At 33.0% G+C, this 21232-nt stretch carries 19 protein-coding genes and 1 riboswitch; of the genes, 16 read left to right on the forward strand and 3 right to left on the reverse strand.

What is annotated here, in order from left to right; all coding sequences use genetic code 11:
* The first annotated feature begins 218 nt into the window (after nt 1-218).
* Nucleotides 219-361: riboswitch (cyclic di-AMP (ydaO/yuaA leader) on the forward strand.
* Nucleotides 362-573: 212 nt separating this feature from the next.
* Nucleotides 574-1911: a TrkH family potassium uptake protein gene (locus ACOQFO_RS13605; RefSeq protein WP_421690207.1), complete on the forward strand. Its 1338-nt coding sequence runs from the start codon at nt 574-576 to the stop codon at nt 1909-1911.
* 23 nt (nt 1912-1934) lie between these two features.
* Complete coding sequence (locus ACOQFO_RS13610; protein WP_421690208.1) at nt 1935-2588, forward strand: potassium channel family protein; 654 nt, start codon at nt 1935-1937, stop codon at nt 2586-2588.
* 344 nt (nt 2589-2932) lie between these two features.
* Here the strand turns inward: ACOQFO_RS13610 and ACOQFO_RS13615 are convergent, their stop codons facing one another.
* Nucleotides 2933-3133, reverse strand: a complete 201-nt coding sequence (locus ACOQFO_RS13615; RefSeq protein ID WP_421690209.1) for a DUF7695 domain-containing protein — start codon at nt 3131-3133, stop codon at nt 2933-2935.
* A gap of 391 nt (nt 3134-3524) precedes the next feature.
* Here ACOQFO_RS13615 and ACOQFO_RS13620 point away from each other — a divergent pair, with 391 nt between their 5' ends.
* From ACOQFO_RS13620 to ACOQFO_RS13640, 5 genes are all read left to right on the forward strand, one after another.
* The gene (locus ACOQFO_RS13620) at nt 3525-5135 is read left to right on the forward strand and encodes an ATP-dependent nuclease (protein WP_421690210.1); all 1611 of its coding nucleotides are present in this window, start codon (nt 3525-3527) and stop codon (nt 5133-5135) included.
* Nucleotides 5119-6204, forward strand: a complete 1086-nt coding sequence (locus ACOQFO_RS13625; protein ID WP_421690211.1) for a UvrD-helicase domain-containing protein — start codon at nt 5119-5121, stop codon at nt 6202-6204. Before ACOQFO_RS13620 ends, ACOQFO_RS13625 begins: the two co-directional genes overlap by 17 nt.
* A 45-nt stretch (nt 6205-6249) precedes the next feature.
* Entirely contained in the window at nt 6250-7266 is a 1017-nt protein-coding gene (locus tag ACOQFO_RS13630; RefSeq protein WP_421690212.1) for a hypothetical protein, read from the forward strand.
* Nucleotides 7267-8048: 782 nt separating this feature from the next.
* Complete coding sequence (locus ACOQFO_RS13635) at nt 8049-8507, forward strand: putative iron-sulfur cluster-binding metallochaperone (protein WP_421690213.1); 459 nt, start codon at nt 8049-8051, stop codon at nt 8505-8507.
* Nucleotides 8508-8516: 9 nt separating this feature from the next.
* Nucleotides 8517-8960, forward strand: a complete 444-nt coding sequence (locus ACOQFO_RS13640) for an NUDIX domain-containing protein (protein WP_421690214.1) — start codon at nt 8517-8519, stop codon at nt 8958-8960.
* A 141-nt stretch (nt 8961-9101) separates the two neighbouring features.
* Here the strand turns inward: ACOQFO_RS13640 and ACOQFO_RS13645 are convergent, their stop codons facing one another.
* Together ACOQFO_RS13645 and ACOQFO_RS13650 are read right to left on the reverse strand one after the other, a co-directional pair.
* Complete coding sequence (locus ACOQFO_RS13645) at nt 9102-11483, reverse strand: heavy metal translocating P-type ATPase (protein ID WP_421690225.1); 2382 nt, start codon at nt 11481-11483, stop codon at nt 9102-9104.
* Between the two features lie 294 nt (nt 11484-11777).
* Complete coding sequence (locus ACOQFO_RS13650; protein WP_421690215.1) at nt 11778-12098, reverse strand: ArsR/SmtB family transcription factor; 321 nt, start codon at nt 12096-12098, stop codon at nt 11778-11780.
* 121 nt (nt 12099-12219) lie between these two features.
* On the opposite strand from ACOQFO_RS13650, the gene ACOQFO_RS13655 reads away from it, so the two are divergent.
* The 9 genes from ACOQFO_RS13655 (at nt 12220) to ACOQFO_RS13695 (ending at nt 20896) form a co-directional block, all read left to right on the forward strand.
* Nucleotides 12220-13254, forward strand: coding sequence for a flavin-containing monooxygenase (locus ACOQFO_RS13655; protein WP_421690216.1), 1035 nt, complete (start codon nt 12220-12222; stop codon nt 13252-13254).
* Nucleotides 13255-13333: 79 nt separating this feature from the next.
* Nucleotides 13334-13960 carry a copper resistance CopC family protein gene (locus ACOQFO_RS13660; RefSeq protein WP_421690217.1) on the forward strand — a complete coding sequence of 209 codons (627 nt, stop codon included), beginning with the start codon at nt 13334-13336 and terminating at the stop codon, nt 13958-13960.
* Nucleotides 13961-13975: 15 nt separating this feature from the next.
* Complete coding sequence (locus ACOQFO_RS13665) at nt 13976-15121, forward strand: copper resistance D family protein (protein ID WP_421690218.1); 1146 nt, start codon at nt 13976-13978, stop codon at nt 15119-15121.
* Between the two features lie 179 nt (nt 15122-15300).
* The gene (locus ACOQFO_RS13670; protein ID WP_421690219.1) at nt 15301-15981 is read left to right on the forward strand and encodes a thioredoxin domain-containing protein; all 681 of its coding nucleotides are present in this window, start codon (nt 15301-15303) and stop codon (nt 15979-15981) included.
* Nucleotides 15974-16411, forward strand: coding sequence for a disulfide oxidoreductase (locus ACOQFO_RS13675; RefSeq protein WP_421690220.1), 438 nt, complete (start codon nt 15974-15976; stop codon nt 16409-16411). The genes ACOQFO_RS13670 and ACOQFO_RS13675 overlap by 8 nt, the downstream gene beginning before the upstream one ends.
* A 416-nt stretch (nt 16412-16827) precedes the next feature.
* A complete protein-coding gene (locus ACOQFO_RS13680; protein ID WP_421690221.1) occupies nt 16828-17910 on the forward strand; it encodes a Fe(3+) ABC transporter substrate-binding protein in 1083 nt (360 codons plus the stop codon).
* Nucleotides 17910-19553 (forward strand): ABC transporter permease, encoded by a 1644-nt coding sequence (locus tag ACOQFO_RS13685; protein ID WP_421690222.1) that lies wholly within the window; start codon nt 17910-17912, stop codon nt 19551-19553. Before ACOQFO_RS13680 ends, ACOQFO_RS13685 begins: the two co-directional genes overlap by 1 nt.
* Nucleotides 19553-20209, forward strand: a complete 657-nt coding sequence (locus ACOQFO_RS13690; RefSeq protein ID WP_421690223.1) for an ABC transporter ATP-binding protein — start codon at nt 19553-19555, stop codon at nt 20207-20209. Before ACOQFO_RS13685 ends, ACOQFO_RS13690 begins: the two co-directional genes overlap by 1 nt.
* Nucleotides 20210-20527: 318 nt before the next feature.
* Entirely contained in the window at nt 20528-20896 is a 369-nt protein-coding gene (locus ACOQFO_RS13695) for a hypothetical protein (protein WP_421690224.1), read from the forward strand.
* Nucleotides 20897-21232: the final 336 nt, after the last annotated feature.

The raw sequence follows: 21232 nt of genomic DNA on the forward strand, positions 1-21232 counted from the left end.
TGTGGTTATTTCATCGTTGCTTTAACCATATCAGAAATGGATTCTTTTTTCATTTATTTGATGCATGGACCATTTAGCTCAATACCTTGATAGATAAGCATTATTTGGTTATCAAAGATTTTTTATGAATAATTCAGGTTATAAAAACTTTTAAATAAATTTAATTTTAACAGTTTACAAGTGTTATATACAGGAGTACAATAAGCCCGTAATTAAGAAACCTAATAAAACCAAATCTCAACCATTGAGAACGGAGGACCCAATCTTTTGGGGTGTATTCTGTATTAGCAGAAGGGATGATATAGACTCTTTCGCCATCCTAACCCGTCAGCTAACTTCGTCGGCTAAAGCGAGGGAGGTCATAATAAAGACCGCCTTATTCAAGTATTGTTTTTGTTGTTAACCAGCAAAATGAATGCTTGTTTAAATCGGTCTTTTTACTTTTTAAAAAACAAGATCAACAAACCATTCTAGAATAAGAAGAATAATCGAGGGAAAAACATATTTAGTTTAATCATTCGATAATGTGTTTGGCTAAATATATACTTTTAACTTAATTCTAAGGAGAGAGTTATGAAAAATTTTAAAGAGGGCCTTAATCCATCAAAAATTCTTGTTATGGGCTTCGCCATTTTAATCCTAATAGGGGCTTTTTTATTGACTCTTCCTATAGCAACAGAGGATGGTAAAGGACTTCCATTCTTAGATGCATTATTTACCGCTACTTCTGCAACATGCGTTACAGGTCTAGTAGTTGTAGATACGGGTGATACATTTTCGATGTTTGGTGAAATAGTGATCTTATCACTTATTCAAATCGGTGGGTTAGGATTTATGACATTTGCAACCTTTTTATTTACTTTATTAGGTAAAAAAATCTCTTTAAAAGAAAGGATTGTATTAAAAGAAGCTTTTAATGCTACTTCGACTGCTGATATCGTTAAATTAGTAAAAAGAATATTAATTTTTACTGTAATAGCTGAGAGTATCGGAGGGATTATTTTATCTATTCGATTTTCATTTGATATGCCGACTAGTCAAGCAATTTATTTTGGTTTCTTCCATGCAATATCAAATTTTAATAATGCAGGCTTTGATTTGATGGGGGAATTTAGAAGTCTTACTGAATACGTTGATGATCCGTTCGTAGTAATAACTATTTGCTCTCTAATTATTTTGGGGGGCTTAGGTTTTGTTGTCATACAAGAACTATATGAATATCGTGAAACACGTAGAATTTCACTCCATACAAAAGTAGTATTGAGTACAACACTAACTCTAATCGTTGGAGCAGCGATGATAATTTTCCTTTTTGAGTATGGAAATGATAAAACGTTAGGGCCGCTTTCTTCTACAGGAAAAGCTCTTGGTGCCTTGTTCCATAGTGTAACACCAAGAACGGCTGGAGCTAATACATTACCAATGGGAGATTTGACTCATGCAACATTATTCCTAACGATTTTCCTAATGTTTATTGGGGGAGGTTCAGGATCAACTGCTGGTGGTATTAAGGTAACTACTTTTGCTGTTCTAATGGCAACTGCTAGTTCCCAACTTAAAGGAAAACAAGATGTGGTTTTATTTAAACGACGTATTGTCATAGAGAGTATTCTAAAGGCACTTACTGTTGCGATGAGTGGCATTATGATTGTTATAATTGTCACCTTTTTCTTAAGTATTACTGAACAAGGACATGATTTTATAATGTACCTGTTTGAAGCAACTTCGGCATTTGGTACTGTCGGACTTTCAATGGGATTAACACCAGAGCTTTCTCCAATTGGGCGGATTCTTATAATATTGACAATGTTCGTAGGTAGATTAGGGCCATTAACACTTGGATTTGCTATTTCTAAACGGCGTAAAAAAGAAGCTTTCCGTCATCCAAAAGGAAATATAATGATTGGTTAACTTATAAAGGGAAGGGATATAAAATGGCAATAAAACAATATGCTGTGATTGGTTTAGGAAGATTTGGAACTAGTATTGCTCGAAGATTACATGAAGCAGGGCAAGAAGTATTAGGAATTGATATAAATGAAGAAAGCGTAGAAGATGCGGATCGTTACGTAACCCATGCAGTGGTTGCCGATTCTACTGAAGAAAAGGCACTTACTTCGCTGGGGATAAGAAACTTTGATTGTGTAATTGTGGCGATTGGAGACGATATTCAATCAAGTATATTAACGGTTATGCTTTTAAAAAATTTGGGCATTCGAAAAATTATAGCGAAGGCAATGAGTAAACGACACGGGCAGGTGTTAGATGCAATAGGTGTTCATTGGATAATTTACCCTGAAAGAGATATGGGAGAACGAGTAGCGAATCAACTTCTTTCACCAAATATGCTGAACTATATAGAACTATCAAAAAAGTACAATATTGAGGAGATCATAGTTCCTTCTAAAATGGTTGGCAAAAATCTTAGGGAACTGGATGTCCGTGCTAAATATAATGTCAGTGTGATTGCTGTATTAAGAAATGATGATATTATTGTATCACCATCTCCTGATGAACTACTTCAAAAGGAAGATATACTGGTAACCATTGGAAATAGGAATGATTTAGCAAGGTTTTCTGGTTTATAAAAAAATCAATACTTTTCCAAAATGCAGAGTTTGTGAAGAATTGTACTTAAACTATCGAAGGCTTTAGTTGAATAACGATGTTCAACAATCGGATGCGATGTGGAGGCACCCTAGATATAGAAGTTAATCAATTTTTTTAATATAATAATAGTGATATTCGGATAACTGCATGTGCAGTTATCCGAATATCATTTAAGACACTATTGGCTAGCATGTGCGGCCTATGGTGTTTTTTTTATTACGACAAAAGGTATTTGATACTTCTTCAACAATCGTGCTCTCCATAGCAACGAGAAAACAGCCTTTTAAAAAGATAAACAGGCTCTTTTTCTTCATTCATATTCTTACAAATCCACATAATGCTCTTCTAGTGGATGTGAGCGGTAAATTCGCTTAGGATAGTTCAACCCTCCATCAACCCCAACAGCTCCGCATCCACATAGTTGAAAGTCATGTTCCGTTTTGGATTCGATAATCTCTTTGCAATGTTTACATTGAATTCGATATCTAATTAATTTCTTTTCCACGGTTCCATTACCCACCATTTTCTCTAAAAACTATGTATAAAAAGTTATTACTACTTAAAACAGATGCTTGTAAATAAAATTGATACGGGAATTTATTATTAATATACGTTTCTCATTCACACTTAGTCAAATACCTTTGCAATGTAACTCTCTTAACTAATCGTATACACATTTATAATTTAGTACGAAATCATTTCGTACTTTTTTTTAGTTTTATAAACATTACAATCATGATATGTCTTTTTATTAGCTAATTGCTATGAAGGAAAGTCAAAAGAAATTAGTTATAGAGGTGCAGCATCATATGTGAAAATAAATATAGCTAGTAAACTTACATAGCCACTCACTCAACTAATTACAAATAATGGTATAATATATTCTGAATATAATATATAAGTGAGGTGTTTATATGATTAATAAATTGAAAATAAAGAACTATAAATCTTATGAAGACTTTGAATTAAATTTAAATCCGGACTTAAATATCATCATTGGGGATAATGAGGCAGGAAAATCCACTCTATTAGAAGCTATAAATTTAGCTTTGACGGGTCAATTAAATAATAGGTTGCTCCAGAACGAATTAAGTCCATATTTGTTTAACATTAATAGTGTAAGAACGTATTTACAGCAATTAATAACAAACACACAAGCTGAACTACCTAAAATCATCGTTGAATTATATTTTGATAACCCAGACAACATATACAGTGAATTAAAAGGGACAAATAACTTATTAAGAATTGATACTCCAGGGGTATCTTTAAGTATTGAATTTGATTCAACATATCAAACTGAGTACGAAACTTATATTCAAGATGTAAGTACAATTAAAACGTTACCAATTGAATATTACAAAGTAGTTTGGCGATCTTTTGCTGGGAATAGCCTAACTTCAAGAAGTATACCTGCCAGATCAACACTAATTGATACATCCACTTCAAAATATCATAATGGTACAGATATATATCTGCACAAGATTTTAAATGACTCCTTAGAACCTTCACAACGCACAGAACTAGCCGTTCATTATAGAAAGCTAAAAGAAACGTTTTCAGAAAATCAATCCATCGCAACAATAAATGAAAGCTTAAATGAAAAAAAAGGAGATATTACGGATAAAAATTTAAATGTCTCAGTCGATATCTCGAGCAAAACTAACTGGGATAAAATTATTACTGCATATTTAGATGAGGTTCCTTTTGATTACATAGGGAAAGGGGAGCAGAATGCTATTAAAATGAAATTAGCATTAGAATCCAATACTGATTTAGAAGCCGTAGTCTTAATTGAAGAACCCGAAAATCATTTATCACTTTCAAATTTAAATAAATTATTAAATGTAATTAAAACTAAGAACGAAAATAAACAATTAATAATTACAACGCATAGTAGTTTTATTTTAAATAAATTGGATATTGGAAAGATGATTTTACTCTCTAATGAGAAGGAGATTACAAAGTTCAATGATCTTGAAGATGAAACAAGAGAGTTCTTTATGAGGCTGCCAGGTTATGATACGCTGCGTCTCGTATTAAGTCGTAAAGTTATTTTAGTAGAGGGACCATCTGAAGATTTAATTGTACAACGAGTGTATAAAGATTTATATGGCAAATTACCTTTAGAAAATGGTGTGGATATATTTTGTGTAGATGGTTTGTCATTTAAAAGGTTTATTGAGATATCCGTTAACCTTCAAAAAGAAATTACAATAATTACTGATAACGATGGTGACATTGATCAGAATATTCATAAGAAGTACGAAGAATATTCATCGAATGATTTAGTGAAAATTCACTATGGTATGGATGAAAATCTAAAAACACTTGAACCAAATATTGTTGATGTCAACAAACCCAATCTATCGATCCTTAAAGAAATTTTAGGTCATCCTGAATACACAGATGATCGTTTGATTGCGTATATGCTAAACAATAAAACAAAGTGTGCATTAAAGATATTTGAATCTAATAAAACTATTCAAATGCCAAGGTATATATTAAATGCAATTGAAGAATAAAGTTATTGTCGCAGCAGCTGGTTCCGGAAAAACAACGTATATAGTGAGAGAAGCCCTTAAAAATGCTCCCCAAAAGACTTTAATTGTTACATATACTAATAAGAATCGTGAAGAGATTGAGAAAAAAATTATAGAGTTAAATGGGTTTATACCAAATCATATTATGGTGAAAAGTTGGTATACATTTTTATTATCTGACTTAATAAGACCATATCAAAATTTCATTTATGAAAAACGTATAGAAGGTGTATATTTCCCTACAGGCCCTATTAATAGATTTGCAACGAAAACTAATATTAAGGCTTATTTTTTAAATGCAAAAAATGAAGTTAACAAGGATAGACTTTCTGAATTGGCAGAGCTAATTGCTCAAAAAAGTGAGTATAAGAGTATTACTCGTATTAGCGAATTATATGACTTTATTTATATAGATGAAGTACAAGATATGGCCGGCTATGATTTAGAAATATTTAATTTTTTAATGCATTCTACTATAAATGTATTATTTGTAGGTGATATTAGACAAGCAACTTATGCAACGAATAACACTAGTAAGAACAAGAAATACAAAGGTATAAAGATTATTGATTACTTTATGGAAAGAACAGATATTTGTGAGATAGATCAAAGTTTAAATATTAGCCATAGGTGCAATCAGATGATATGTGATTTTGCTGACAGCTTATTCGAGAGATTGGTTAATACGGTATCAACAAATGAAGAACGTAATGGACACGATGGCGTATTTATTGTTCATCCAAATGATGTGGAGGAATATATTCAAAAATATAATCCTCAATGTTTAAGATACGATGCCAAAACTGTCTTGCCAAGAGCAATTAATTTTGGAGATTCAAAAGGTTTAACATTTGAAAGGGTGCTTATAAAACCTACGGTTAAGATGGAGAAGTATTTGAGAACTGGGGAGTTAGATTTAGAAGAAACTACTTTAGCTAAATTTTATGTTGCTATAACAAGGGCGAAATATAGCGTTGGAATAATTAGTACTATTAAAAATGTTATGGTAAAAGGAGTTTGCGAATATAAGGAAGAAATCATTAAGAGATAATGACCGTTAGTTTGAAAGAAATTTTTGTGTGGGGGGGGAGATAGGTTGCTTAAAATCGAAATTGATACAGATAGATATACAGTAGGTGAGATAAAAGAATTCTTAATTGAAGTTATAGAATTTTTCGAACTCACAGCTTCAAATTTACCATTTGAAGAAGTATATGCGCCGGTATTTCCTCATCATATAAGACTAGATAACGACACCTGTAGAGAAATATTAAATACAATAAAATATAAAATTGAAGATAATTTCTATCATTATCTAAAAGGGATTGAAGAATATGTCCTTTATCATATATTGGATTTTGTATGGGAGGGAACAGAACATACTTTTGAAACAGAGACATTAACAATACCTACTTTAATAGATATCATATTTGAAGATATTGATTTTTTAGATATTGGAAGACTAGTAGAACTGTATCAGAAAAACCCTAAAATTGTAACGGACTTTTTTAATGTTGATTTAGAACAATATAAAGAGATAATGCCTCCAGATATTCTAGAAATTTATGTTAGCGTAAAACAAAAGCCTAAACAACAAAGGGAAACCTTAACGATAGAAGATTTGATAGATGCAACTCTACAACTCTTAAATAAATTTCAACAGTTAATTAGATATAAAAAATGGAATACTTTTATTGAGGTAGGACAAGAAAAAGAATTACAAACATTATTTTTGCCAATAGCGGAGGAGCATTTTAAAAATCTAGATGTGACAGTAATACCAGAGGGAGAAACGGGTAGAGGGACTGTAGATTTTTGTATAACAAAGGGGTATAGACTCAGGGTATTTGTCGAGTTTAAATTAAGTAGTCATAATAGTTTTCAAAATGGTATTAAGTATCAATTAATTACATATCTTCTAGCACAAGAATGTAAATATGGAATCTTTGTTTTATTTGCTTTAGATACTCAAAGCTTAGAGAGAGAAACAGAGTTGATAGAGTTAGCTAAAGAGATTAATAAATTGTACAACAAACAAATCCAAGTGAAAGTAATTGATGCGAGAAAGAACTTGAAATCTGCTTCTAAAATAAAAGAATTTAATGATATTTAAAATTATGTATATATTAAATCATATACAAAATAATTAGGTGATTCTACTACATCATTTATTTTAAATTGTCTACGCCCAACACTCACCACATTGTGAAGCGGTCGCGTGGCTGGAGTTAGCATAATGATTTACGAACGAATTTCTATTAGAGGAGTTCGTTCTTTTTTGATATAGAGTAAATGTTTATGTTCAAAGTACCTCTTGATTTTTTGTTTAAATAGTTGATCCACCGGCAGGAAGTAACGTAATAAAATATAAAGACGCTAAATTTATCAGCTAGACATTTTGAGTTTTGCAAACCGGCTACAGTAAAAGGAGTATTACAACAATCATTAGCATAATAAACACCTTTGCAATCCGCAGAGGTCGTTTTTTTTAATCCATTAACTTTTCAAATAATAGATGAATCATTTCTTCTGTTGGTGTTTCACCTGATTTCACATATTTAGTGGACATTCCATACAACGAACTGCTCAGCATTATGCTTTGTAAATCCACTTTTTCAAATGGTCAATCTGGGTGCTTTTCCCTTAAAAAATCTCTAAAAATAAGTGCAAGCTCCTCTTTAACGATTGCTTCAATTTTCGGTGTAAAAGCCTCTTAAACATATGTATGATTTTGTTACAAAAAAATAGATGAAGTACGAAAAAAAGTTCTGGATTTAAAAAGAATAGAACATATGCTTATAAACCTACAGGATTGTTGCCCTGATGAAAAGTCTTTATATGAATGTCCTATTATAGAAACTTTAATGATAAATAATCGGTAAAGGTGGGGGAAATATGGATTGTTGTAGTAGCAACCATAAAGAAGTAAGAATTGAAAATGATGGTGTTTGTCCTTCCTGTAAAAATAAAGGAAAAAGTCTAAAGCTAATTACACTAAGATCAATGCTTGTACCGTCTGCATTAGAAACTTTAAATGCCAATGTAAATCACTATTTCTGTTCATATCAAGAGTGTGATGTAGTTTATTTTGATGCTGAAAATAAGAATTATCTTACTTCTGATATAAAGGTAGTAGTACATCAAAAAGATGATGATGTAACAACTCCTATATGCTATTGCTTTGACTGGACAAAAGAAAAAATTGAGAAGTATGTAATACAAGAACTTTCTCCTAATCCAATTGAACACATACAAGAAAACATAAAGGAAAATCGATGTGGGTGTGAGGTAAATAATCCGCAAGGTAGCTGTTGTTTAGGAAATGTTACTAAGTTTATTAGACAATTATTATAGGAGGGCTTTATGGATTATTGCGAAAACATTAGAGAAATGATTGGAAATGCACCACTGATAATAGTACGGCCAAGTGTTGCTATTATTAATAATAGGGGAGAAATATTACTAAGTAGATATTCTGGCGCAACTTGGGGGATCCCTGGCGGAATATTGCAATTAAATGAGTCAGTAGAAGATTGTATTAAAAGAAATGTAAAAGATGGTATTGGGATAAAAATAAATGATTTAAAATTATTTGGTGTTTATTCAGGTAAAGAGTTATTTACAAATCCAGAGGAAGGTGAAGATGAATATCATACAGTTGCAATAGGATATTTATGTACTGACTTTGAAGGAGAATTAAGGCCTAATGAAAATATTGAGGCTGAGTATTTTAAATTAGAACAATTACCTGAAGAAATCGACCCTTTTATTAAGAGTAAGTTAGTTGTGTTGAAAGGTATTTTATAAAAATTAACTTCTCTAACTCAACAAAAGAAGGCGTTTCTGAAATAAGCAGGAACGCATTTTCACTAAAGGGGTAGAATCGTTCAACAAGTAAACTTTTATGTAAAAAGAGATGTCTCTTATTCAGAAACATCTCATCACGTTTTATCCTTTAAATTTTAACAATCTAATTGAATTTAAAATAACAATTAAAGCAGCGCCTGTATCACTTAATACGGCCATCCAAAGTGTAAGGAATCCAGGGAAAATTAAGACCAGGGCAGCGACTTTAATAATAATCGAAAACCATATATTTTGTTTAATGATTCTTAATGCTTTTCTACTTAACTTCATTGTATGTGGTAGTTTTTCAAGATTATCAGCCATTAACACGATATCTGCTGTCTCCATTGCAGTATCAGTTCCAGCACCACCCATGGCAATACCTAAATCAGCAGTTGCGAGTGCAGGAGCATCATTAATCCCGTCTCCAACCATTGCTACTTTATGACCTTCAGTTTGTAATTGCTTAACCGCATCTACTTTATCCTCTGGTAATAATTCTGCAAAATAACGATTAACATTTGCTTGTGATGCGATTAATTTTGCTGTTCCTTCATTATCTCCAGTCAACATGACCGTTTGCTTAACGCCACTTTGTTTTAATGAGTTTAAGGCGGATGCTGATGTTTCACGGATTGTATCAGAAACTGCAATGATTCCAATAATCCCTTGCTGCGACCCAATGATCACAACAGACTTACCTTTACTTTGTATTCCTTGAACATGTTCAATCACATTTTCAAATGAAACTTGGAGATCCTCGAATAATTTTAGATTTCCAGCGTAATAAATCTCTTCTTGAATCGTCGCTTGAACGCCTTTTCCTACGATACTCTTAAATGAATCACCATTTTTTGGTCTGATTCCTTTTTCATTCGCATAATTCACGATTGCTTGAGCTATAGGATGTGTTGAATACTCTTCTAGAGTAAGTGCAATTGAAAGTAAATCTTCTTCTGATTTGTTGAAAGTTTTAATTTCTGTTACTTTCGGTTTTCCTTCAGTTAACGTACCAGTTTTATCGAATGCGATGGCAGTAATTGCACCTGCTTTTTCTAGGAATGTTCCACCTTTAATTAAGACACCATTTTTGGCAGCATTCCCAATTGCTGAAACGATGGCAACTGGAGTAGAAATTACTAAAGCGCAAGGACAAGCAACGACGAGTAGTTCCAACCCTTTATAGAGCCACTCATCCCAAGTACCAAAATTAAATAGGGGTGGTACTACAATCATGACTAATGCCACAATGAATACAATCGGTGTATAGATACTTGCAAATTTATCGACAAAGGCTTCAGTTGGTGCCTTTTTCTCTTGAGCATCTTCGACTAATTGAATTATTTTTGAGATCGTTGTATCTTCAACTAACTTCGTTACCTTAATATCAAGGGAACCATGTTCGTTAATTGTTCCTGCATATACAGAATCGCCAATGGTTTTATCGACAGGAATGGATTCACCTGTAATTGGTGCTTGGTTAATACTAGATTCTCCAAGAACGACTTCACCATCAAGTGGGATTTTTTCGCCAGGTTTCACTACAATAATGTCACCAACGCTAATTTCTTCAACTGATACTTTTGAAATTTCAGTTCCAACTTTAACCCAAGCTTCAGCAGGAGCAAGGTCCATCAAATTACGAATTGAGTTACGAGTACGTTCAATTGATCGATTTTGAAGGTAGTTGCCTATTGCAAATAACCAGACAACAGTTGCCCCTTCAAACCATTCCCCGATAATAGTAGCGCCAATTGCTGCTGCAGACATGAGTACGTTCATGTCCAACGAACGACTTTTAATTGCATAGAAAGCACTTCTAACAGGCTTAGCCCCACTAATTACCATTGCGATGGCGTATAGAATGGTTGACATTAATGGAGGTAGTCCAGTAAATGATCCAATAAAACCAAAAGCCAATAATACACCAGACAAAATTACAAAAGTATTGTCATTAATTTTTTTGCCTTTTTGTTCCGATGGTTGCGGCTGGCTCTTTCCAACTAATGAAGCTTGATAACCAATCTTTGAAACTTCTGAAATAATTTCTTGAACGCTATTTGAATGTTCCACTTTCATTTTTCCTGTAGAGAAGTTGACGTTAACACTTTTAACCGCTGGAAGGGAATTTAAGTGATTTTCGATGCTTTTTGCACAACTACTGCAGTCCATTCCGACGATATTAAATGTCTTTATAGTACCTTTTTGATTTAATGGTTCTGCGGAATAGCCAAGCTTTTTTATTTCCGTTTCAATTGGAAGTAATGCTTCGGCACTGGTTGCTGAAACCTGCATTTTTCCTGTACTAAAATTCGCCTTCACTTCCACTATATCTTTTAGTTTGCTTAACCCTTTTTCAATGGTTAATGCACATGCACTGCAATCCATGCCTTGGACTCGGTAGGACATTTTTTCTACAGGAAGTGAAGAGGTCGAAACGGACTGAGTTATCTTTAGTTCAGGTTCACTTAAACAACAACTCACCTCTTTCGATGTATGACTACAACTACTAGAGTTTTCATTATCTGGTTCAGCCGGTGACTGGCTACAACAACTGGCTTCTTCGTCATCTTCTGTTTCTATTGAACTCTTACTGTTACAACAACTTGTTTGTTCTTGGGTCACAATTGGTTTTGATGTATTGCCAGTGTCACTTGAGCAACAATTTGATTTTGCTTGATTTGTATTTGTTTTAACAGTAGAACTGCAACAGCTAGTTTCTACTGTATTTGATATGTTTTTAGAGCTACAACATTCCTTAGCCAATATAATCTCCCCCTAAACTATATGATTTTCACAACATGCTACGTCATTTTCTACATCTTCAAGAACAACATCAAACATGGTTAATAAATCTCTAATATGTTGATTTCGTAAGCTATAGTAGATGTATTTTCCTTCATTTCGACCCACAATGATTCCACAGCCTTTTAAACAAGCAAGATGTTGTGAAATGTTTGACTGATTCCCTTTAATTTCTTCTATAATCTGAGACACCGTTTTTTCCTTATCTTTGATACATTCAAGAATTTGAATTCTTGTTTTGTTAGAAAACCCATGAATTAACTTCACTTTCATATCAACATCCATTGTTTGCATAAAATCCCTCCAACATATTAGTAAAAACGAATACGTTATGTTATTATCATATTAGCTTTTTCTAATATGTGTGTCAAATTTCGATTTAACAGGTGTTGTATTCGAAAAGGAGGTGTATGGATTGTATGAAACAATTGTTATAGGGGCTGGCCAAGCGGGTCTCGCTGTCGGTTACTTTTTAAAACAACAAAATCAGAACTTTTTAATGTTAGATAAGGGGTATGAAGTAGGAGAAAGCTGGATCAATAGATATGACTCTTTAGTGTTATTCACTCCAAGAATGTACGATGCTTTACCAGGACTACCACTTGAAGGTGAGGCTCACGGTTTTCCGGCAAAGGATGAAATAGCTAGTTATTTAAAGCGATATGACAATGAATTTAATTTACCTATTCAGTTACAAACCGAAGTAATCAAGGTACAACACAAGCAAGACATATTTTACATAGAAACGAATCAAGGTGTATTTCAATCAAAAAATCTCATTATAGCAACTGGGGCATTTCAAACTCCAAGAATACCGGCATTTTCAAAGGGATTATCCGGGGACATTAAACAGCTTCATTCATCTCAATATAAAAACCCGAGCCAGTTAAAAGAAGGAAACGTTCTTGTAGTAGGTGGGGGAAATAGTGGAGCACAAATCGCAGTAGAATTATCGAAAGAGAAGGAAACCTATATTGCGATTAGTAAAAAGTTTTCCTTTTTACCTTTAGTGTTATTCAATAAAAGCATGTATTGGTGGTTAGATCAACTCGGAATATTAAAAGCGAGCACGAATTCCTTTTTAGGAAAAGTAATTCAAAAAAAGGGAGATCCGATTTTTGGATTTGAATTGAAAGATGCCATTAAGAGAAAAGAAGTATTTATAAAACCTAGAGTCTCGAATGGTATACAAAACGAAATAACCTTTAACGATTCAACTACTCTTAAGGTTGATAACATTATATGGGCTACAGGTTATGATTTAATATATCCCTGGCTAGAGATAAAAGAAGGATTTAATAATAGGGGTAAAATAATTCATAATCGAGGCATTTCAAATGTTAAAGGGCTATACTTTATTGGTCTACCGTGGCAATACCGTCGTGGATCGGCCATCCTTCAAGGTGTAGGATATGATGCAGAATATATTGTTAAGCATCTTACAAGTTAAACGATATTTAGAATAATAGAAAATGAACTGAAATTGCATGAATGGGTCAATTATTGATGCATAAATGAAGGAGAATTTTATGTTAAAAATATTAAGGTCTTTATTAATATCGTTATTCGCAATTTTGTTATTTAGTATTACTCCTTTTAGTACCGCTAGCGCACATTCTGTCTTAGAAGATTCAACACCAGCAGATGGTGAACAATTGAATGATCCCATAAACAGAATAGAACTATTATTTAATACTAAAATTGAAAATGGTAGCACTCTTACCCTAGTAAATGAAATAGGAGATGAATTGAAACCTTTATTCTATGAGATAAATGATAATGTACTTGTAGCAATATTTGAGGACTCACTTGAGTCTGGTTCATATCAAGTAAATTGGAAGGTGATTGGGGCAGACGGCCATCTTATTGAAAATGGGTATTCTTTTACAATCACTGAACCCGAAATCACAGAGGATGAGAATCAAACTACTAAATCTGAAGAAGAACAAACCAATAGTACTTCAGAAAAAGAAACCTCACCAACGGATGCAGGGAAAGAAGATGACGTAAATAATAAAGACGAAGAAAATCCAAACCAATCATCTAGCAAAGAAAATGCACAGTCTTCTTTAGGTATAATCCTCATCATATGCCTAATAATCGCAGGCTTAGGGATCTTAGCTTGGATGTTGTTTAGTAACTGTAAAAAGTCATAGAAAGGTAGAACTCAGATGCTCTTAATCTCATTCACTGAATTTATTTTGTATATTTGTTTTTCGGTACTAATAGGATCCTTAATCTTATTCTTAGTACCAGAAAATAAAAAGCCACCTATTAATGTACCGAAAGGAATACTTTATCTAGCTGCCGGTTTAATACCGATTACAGCTTTCCTACCAGTTTTTCAAACTGCATACTTATTAGCAGGTGATATGGATCTCTGGTTCTTTATTAAAAGCGTTGTATTTACATTTGAAATTGGAAAAGCATGGTTGTTTATTACCATCATTTCCGTTATTTTGATTTGTGTATTACTAGCTAAAAATCTAAAAACTAATAAACGATTAACGGCATGGGCTTTATTTCTAACTTTCTTGATGCTTTTAGGCTATGGAAGATCCAGCCATGCAGCCACTATTACAGAATGGGAAGGATTCGTTTCCCATACACTTCATTTCTTGGCGGTAACTGTGTGGATTGGTATTCTTTTTGTTGTAAGTTGGTTCTCTAAAAATAAAAATAACTGGTTAAGTTTTTTGAAATGGTTTACCCCTGTTGCTATAATTTGTCTTCTTGTTACAATCGTGGCTGGTTATTTTACGATGGAAATGGATATTGATTCATATGATGATCCAAATGCTTCAATCGTCCAAGAATATCAAAATAGCCTAATCGTTAATTATGGACAAGCATTGGTCCTGAAGCATATATTTATTATTTCTTTAGTGTTATTTGCTTTTATAAATGGAGTAATGTTTAGAAGAAAATCTAATCAGGAATCATTTAATCCATTAAAATGGACAAGGTTGGAAAGTGTTTATGCATTAATTGTGTTTGGACTAACTGCATTTATGGGACAGTCTTGGCCACCACATCAAATCTATTTGTTGCTCAATACAGAGGGGGCTTCTCCTCTTTTTGAAGCTCTATATAGTGGAGAAATCGTAAATACAATACAAAATGCTAATGGTATCGAAATATTTAATGTAACTATATCTTTCGGAATGGAAAGTTACTTATTATTTGGCTTAGGTTTACTATTTTTGGTTCTAACCATTTTTGCTGCAATCAATAAGAAATCCGTTTTTGTTTCTACATTCTCTTCACTTTTGATGTCACTATCAGTGTACATAGGAATAATGATTGGAGTTCAATAGGGAGTATAGGGAAAAGAAAGAGAGACTAATTCTTATAGAATGAAATCTCTTTTTCTATGTAAAGTTTAGGAACGATTTCACAATTTAGTCATTCAAATGTCAATCAAACATTCAAGTAAGCGTTCGAATGTTTACTTGTGTTTGCTACAATTATGTAAGAAATGAAAGGAGTTAATCTTATGAAAAAATCAACAATGAAATTGACAGTAATCCTTACTTTAGTGGCAGTCGTGTTAATAGTTGCTATCGTGGTAATAAGTAATAAGCATGCTCAGGATAAAACAGAGATTGTTAGACAGGAAGTGGATTTAACGGGGCAGCCATTATTAGGTGAAGAAGATGCACCAGTAACTGTCGTAGAATTCGGTGATTTTAAATGTCCTTCATGTAAAGCATGGGGGGAAATGATTTACCCTCAACTTGTAGAGGATTATGTATTATCTGGAGACATTAATTTTTCTTATGTAAACGTTTTATTCCATGGGAAAGAGTCTATTCTTGCATCGTTGGGAGCTGAATCTGTATATAAACAAGATCCAGAAGTCTATTGGGATTTCCACAAAAAAGTATTTGATGCACAACCAGAAGCAGCACGTCATGATGAAGTTTGGGTGACAACAGAAAAACTACTTGAGCTTGCAAGTGAATTTCCAACCATCAATCAAGAACAGTTAAGACAAGATATCGATGAACAACTAACCTTGGCACAAGTTGATATTGATAAAGAATTATATAAGAAACACAATGTATCACAAACACCTACCATCACTATCAACGGAATTACAATGGAAAATCCGTTCGATTATGAGGCGATTAAAGAAGTGATTGAAAATGAATTAGAGGCAAGTAAAAATGAGTAACAATATCGATCAAAATAATTCAAAGGTATGGATTTTATACTTTGCTTGGTTCGTATCACTTGTGGCTACTCTCGGGAGTCTTTATTTCAGTGAAATAAGGGGTTTTATACCATGTGACTTATGTTGGTTCCAACGTATTTTTATGTATCCGTTAGTTGTCATTTTAGGAATTGGAACATTTCAGAGTGATACATCCGTAAAAAAATATGTTCTACCACTGTCTATTGTCGGTAGCATTATTTCGCTGTTTCATTATCTTGAGCAAAAAGTACCCGGATTTGGTGGAATTAAACCTTGTGTAAGTGGCGTGCCATGTAGTGCAGAATATATTAATTGGTTTGGTTTTATAACAATACCATTTTTAGCTCTAATCGCTTTTACTTTAATAAATATCTGCATGATTTTCTTATTTACAAAGAAATCTAAATAAAATTTTTTAGAACTTTTAAGGATATGTTAAGAGAAAGGAACTTCCTTGCTTGGGGGCAGGGTTAAATGTTAAAGGAAAATAGACCCAAGAGACCAATTGAAGGTCTCTTTTTTTATGCACACCTTTGGATTTCAACATTTATTTTATCTGATTTATGGTTAGTAAAAGTTGTTTCGCACTTTCTATGTGGGTAACATTTTTACTTTGTCCAAGATAACAGAACCAGGCGAGGTAATTATCTATATATATGATATCCCCCATTAAATACTTATTCATCCATTTCATTAATTTCTTGTTTTTTATTACATTACAATTAAAGAAAAATAAATATTGACACTTAATTTGGTTGGTAGTAATATTACCCTTGTAGATAATGATAATCATTATCAATTACTGAAAAGGAGTACATAATTAAAATGAAATTACCAATTTTATTTAAACCTATATTATTAAGTGCTGCTCTAGCAATTGGTTTAGCTGGTTGTGGCGCTACAAATCAAAATACATCAACTAATGAGGATAAATCAGCTCCTGAAAAAGCTGAAAACCAAGAAGTTAACATATACACCGCAAGACATTACGAAGCAGATGATGAGATTTATAAAAAATTTACAGAAGAAACAGGTATTAAAGTAAATATTGTAAAAGGCGAAGCAGAAGAACTGATTGAGAGATTAAAACGTGAAGGTGAAAGTACACAAGCAGATTTATTTATTGCTGTAGATGGTGGTGTGCTAGCGAATGCGAAACAAAATGATATTTTACAACCAGTTTCATCAGATATAATCAACGAAAACGTTCCTGAAAACTTACGTGATGTTGATAATAACTGGATTGGGATGGCAACACGCGCACGTATTATAGCTTATTCAAAAGAAAGAGTATCTCCAGAAGAATTATCAACGTATGAAGATTTAACTAGTGAAAAATGGAAAGATAGATTGTTAGTTCGCTCGTCGACAAGTTTATATAACCAATCTTTACTTGCATCTTTTATTGAATTAAACGGTGAAGAACAAGCAGAACAATGGTCTCAAGGAATCGTAAATAACTTTGCACGTCAGCCTGATGGAGGAGATCGTGATCAAGCGAAAGCGATTGCTGCAGGCATTGGGGACATTGCTATTATGAACACTTATTATGTGGGTCTACTTGCAAATTCTGAAGATCCAGAAGAAGTGAAAGTTGCAGATAATATCGGAGTCTTTTTCCCGAACCAAGAAACAACAGGTACACATGTCAATATTAGTGGTATCGGTTTAACAAAGAATAGTAAGAATAAAGAAAATGCAACTAAGCTAATCGAGTATATAACGAGTGTTGAAGCTCAAGAATTTTTATCAGCTAATAATTATGAGTTCCCTGTAAATCCTAATGCTCAAAAACCAGAATTGCTAGAGAGCTGGGGCGAATTTAAAATGCAAGAATTGAATTTTGATACTTTAGGGGAGCATAATAAAAAAGCGATTGAAATCTTTAATAAAACAGGTTGGAAGTAATGAAATTTAATTTGATTAAACGTAATCTAAAAAAAGAATTAAACAGTTGGTGGGTTGTCAGTATAGTGGGGGCAGTAGTTATTCTACTGCCTATCCTTTTTATTTTCACGACAATCTTTCAAGAGCCTAATGAAAATTGGTTCCATATTCGTGAGTTCTTACTGAAGAATTATGTGATGAATACTATTGTACTAGTTGTACTTACCGGACTCTTCACAGCCATTTTGGGTGTGAGTTTAGCTTGGCTTGTTTCAGCTTATGATTTTCCGCTTAAAAGGTTTTTTCGTTGGGGTTTATTACTACCTCTAACAATCCCAACTTTTATCGCTGCCTATACGTATCGAACGATGCTTGACTATACTGGGATCATTCAATCGACTTTAAGGAATGAATTCGATTTCCAAATAAATCCAGAATTATTAACAGTTACAGGAATTAAGGGAGCAGTTTTTATCTTTACACTGTTTTTATTCCCTTATGTGTATATGATAACAAGAGCCTTTCTGGAAAGCCAAAGTTCATTATATATAGAGAACGCTAGATTGTTAGGACAAAAACCAGTTATTATTTTTTTCAAAGTAGTGCTTCCTCTAGCAAGACCAGCGATTGTGGGAGGTACAATTCTAGTAATCTATGAAGTCATTGGTGATTATGGAGTTACGAGTCTGTTAGGAATTCATACTATTTCAACAGCAATCTTTCAGACTTGGTTTGGAATGTATGATGTAAATTCTGCCATGCGACTTGCGGCTTGGCTTATGGTAGCAATTGTTGGCTTATTCTTCTTAGAAAGATTAATTAGACAGCGACGCCGTTACAATGTAAATAGTAAATCTAGACCGCTTGTTCCAATAAAACTGAAAGGATTTGCTGGGATTACTGCCTTTTTATATTGTGGGGTTGTGTTTCTTTTAGGTTTCCTGATACCGTTTATACAGTTAATTGCTTGGGCGGAGTTGACGTTTTATAAAGTGTGGGACGCCTCATTCCTTATATTGATTTATCAAACGTTCTATGTTGCTGTCATCGCTACCCTTCTAATTATTGTCCTATCTGTAATAGTGGCTAATGTTAACCGCTCACATTCTAAATTTTCATTTTTGTTATCAAAAATTGTTACGTCAGGTTATTCAATTCCTGGCCCTATTATTGCCATAGGTGTACTAGCTATCTTTATTTCCATTGATCAATGGCTTGCACCTGTATACTCTAGTATGGGTCTAGGTGAAGCACCTCTCATCCTTAGCTTATCTTTACTGATGTTAATCGTAGGGTATTTTATTCGTTTTATGTCAACGGGATATAATGCAATTGAAGCGGGTTTCGAGAAAGTTGGAACGAAATATGCAGAAGCTTCAAAATTACTAGGACATGGTACAACGAAGACGTTTATAAAAGTGGATTTTCCTTTAATAAAAGGAGCTTTCATTAGTGGTTTTATTTTGACGTTTGTTGAAATTTGCAAGGAGTTACCATTGGCTTTGTTACTAAGACCTTTTAATTTTGAAACACTTGCCACTAAGACATATCAATATGCAAACGATGAGCAAATTCATGAGGCTTCAATTTCCTCTCTTTTAATCATTGGAATTAGTATTTTATCCGTAATTATTATTCAAGGGATCGGTAAGAAGGTGAAGTAATGAGTATTTTAGAAATTGAAGGACTTACTTTTTCATATTCAAAAAAAGAAGAACCAGTCATAAATGATTTTTCGTTATCAATTGATAAGGGTGAAATTGTCGGTATTTTAGGACGAAGTGGTAGTGGTAAAAGTACATTACTTCGCTTAATTTCGGGCTTAGAAATGCCATTAAAAGGAACTATAAAGGTTGCAGGAACAACTGTTGTAAGTGATCGTATTTATCTTCAACCAGAAAACCGAGGAGTGGGAATGGTATTTCAAGATTATGCGCTTTTTCCTCATATGACAGTTAAGAATAATATACTTTTTGGCTTATCTCGTATTACTCGAAACGAAAGAAAAGACCGTGTGGATGAGATGTTAGAGCTTGTCAAATTAGAGGATTTTGAGAATCGATATCCACATGAATTAAGTGGAGGACAACAGCAAAGGGTTGCCCTAGCAAGAGCGCTGGCACCTAAGCCTAGCATATTGTTAATGGATGAACCATTTAGCAACTTAGATGCGGATTTAAAAGAATGGATTCGTGAAGAACTTGGGTTAATTTTAAATAAAGCCAACATGACATGTATTCTCGTTACACATGATCGAAATGATGTTGAAGCAATATGTAATAGTAGTTTGGAGTTTGGGTTGAATATGATAAATGAATAATAAAATTTAGTCTTCGAACTAATTCCACCAATCTTTTATCGTACTGGAAACACCAAATTAACAGTTAGGTGTTTTTTATCATAAAGAATTGAAGATGGACTTTAGATTTCATTTACTAATAATTTTTTTATTTGGATTTAAATTTTTCCTTTAAGAAGCTGAATTTTTGATTTTGTTAAAAAATAACATATTGACCACTCGTGAATTTTTAATTCAAACTTTTTATGTAAAATGGAGGAATAATTAAACTTTAGTTTAATTATTCCTCCATTTTTTTAATATTATAGTTTATTGAATAAACGAAAAGGTGTGAAAGAAGTGTATAACAATCAGATTCTACCTGAAAATGAACTTTTTCTAAAAATGAAAGGTAAAAATGTTCTTCTTGTAACTAAAAGCAATAATCTAAACATATTAGGTCAAGTTTTCAAGCCGATATTTACAGGTAAAGTGGCGGAAGTAACAAATGGATTTATTACATTGAATCCTGTGATTATTAAAATGCATAATGCTCCATTTTATAAATTTCCTACACCGTTAAGTTTTCCAATTGAGAATATTTCAACCCTAACTCCTTTTGACCCTAATCGTAAATTCCTCTTAATTAATTTGATTTATGTAACTTCTTCTTTTCCTTCATTCTATAGTAGTTTGATTCATGGAAGGCAGACAGGCAGTAATGTTTAAACAGGAAACACCCCTAATTAGAAGTTACTTAGAAAAAGACACAAAGCCTCAACGCTGTTTACACAAGTGTTGAGGCTTCTTTATCGTTGTTTCTTCTAGTATTTTACTCTACCTAGCATTTTTCGAAAGTAAGGTGATATTATGGGATATCTTGAGTTGGCAAATCAAGGAAGTTAGATACGTTTCAAATTAATAATGTATAAATGCTAACTTAAGAATGTACAGTATTGATTGTTTAAGTATGTACAGTTTCGACAATAAGATACATAATATTCCTGAGGTGGGATGTTATGTATATGCAAATTAACGTAAATACAAATATTGAAATTAACACTC

This window comes from Ureibacillus sp. MALMAid1270 (assembly GCF_049202975.1).
In the GTDB taxonomy this organism is placed as follows: domain Bacteria; phylum Bacillota; class Bacilli; order Bacillales_A; family Planococcaceae; genus Ureibacillus.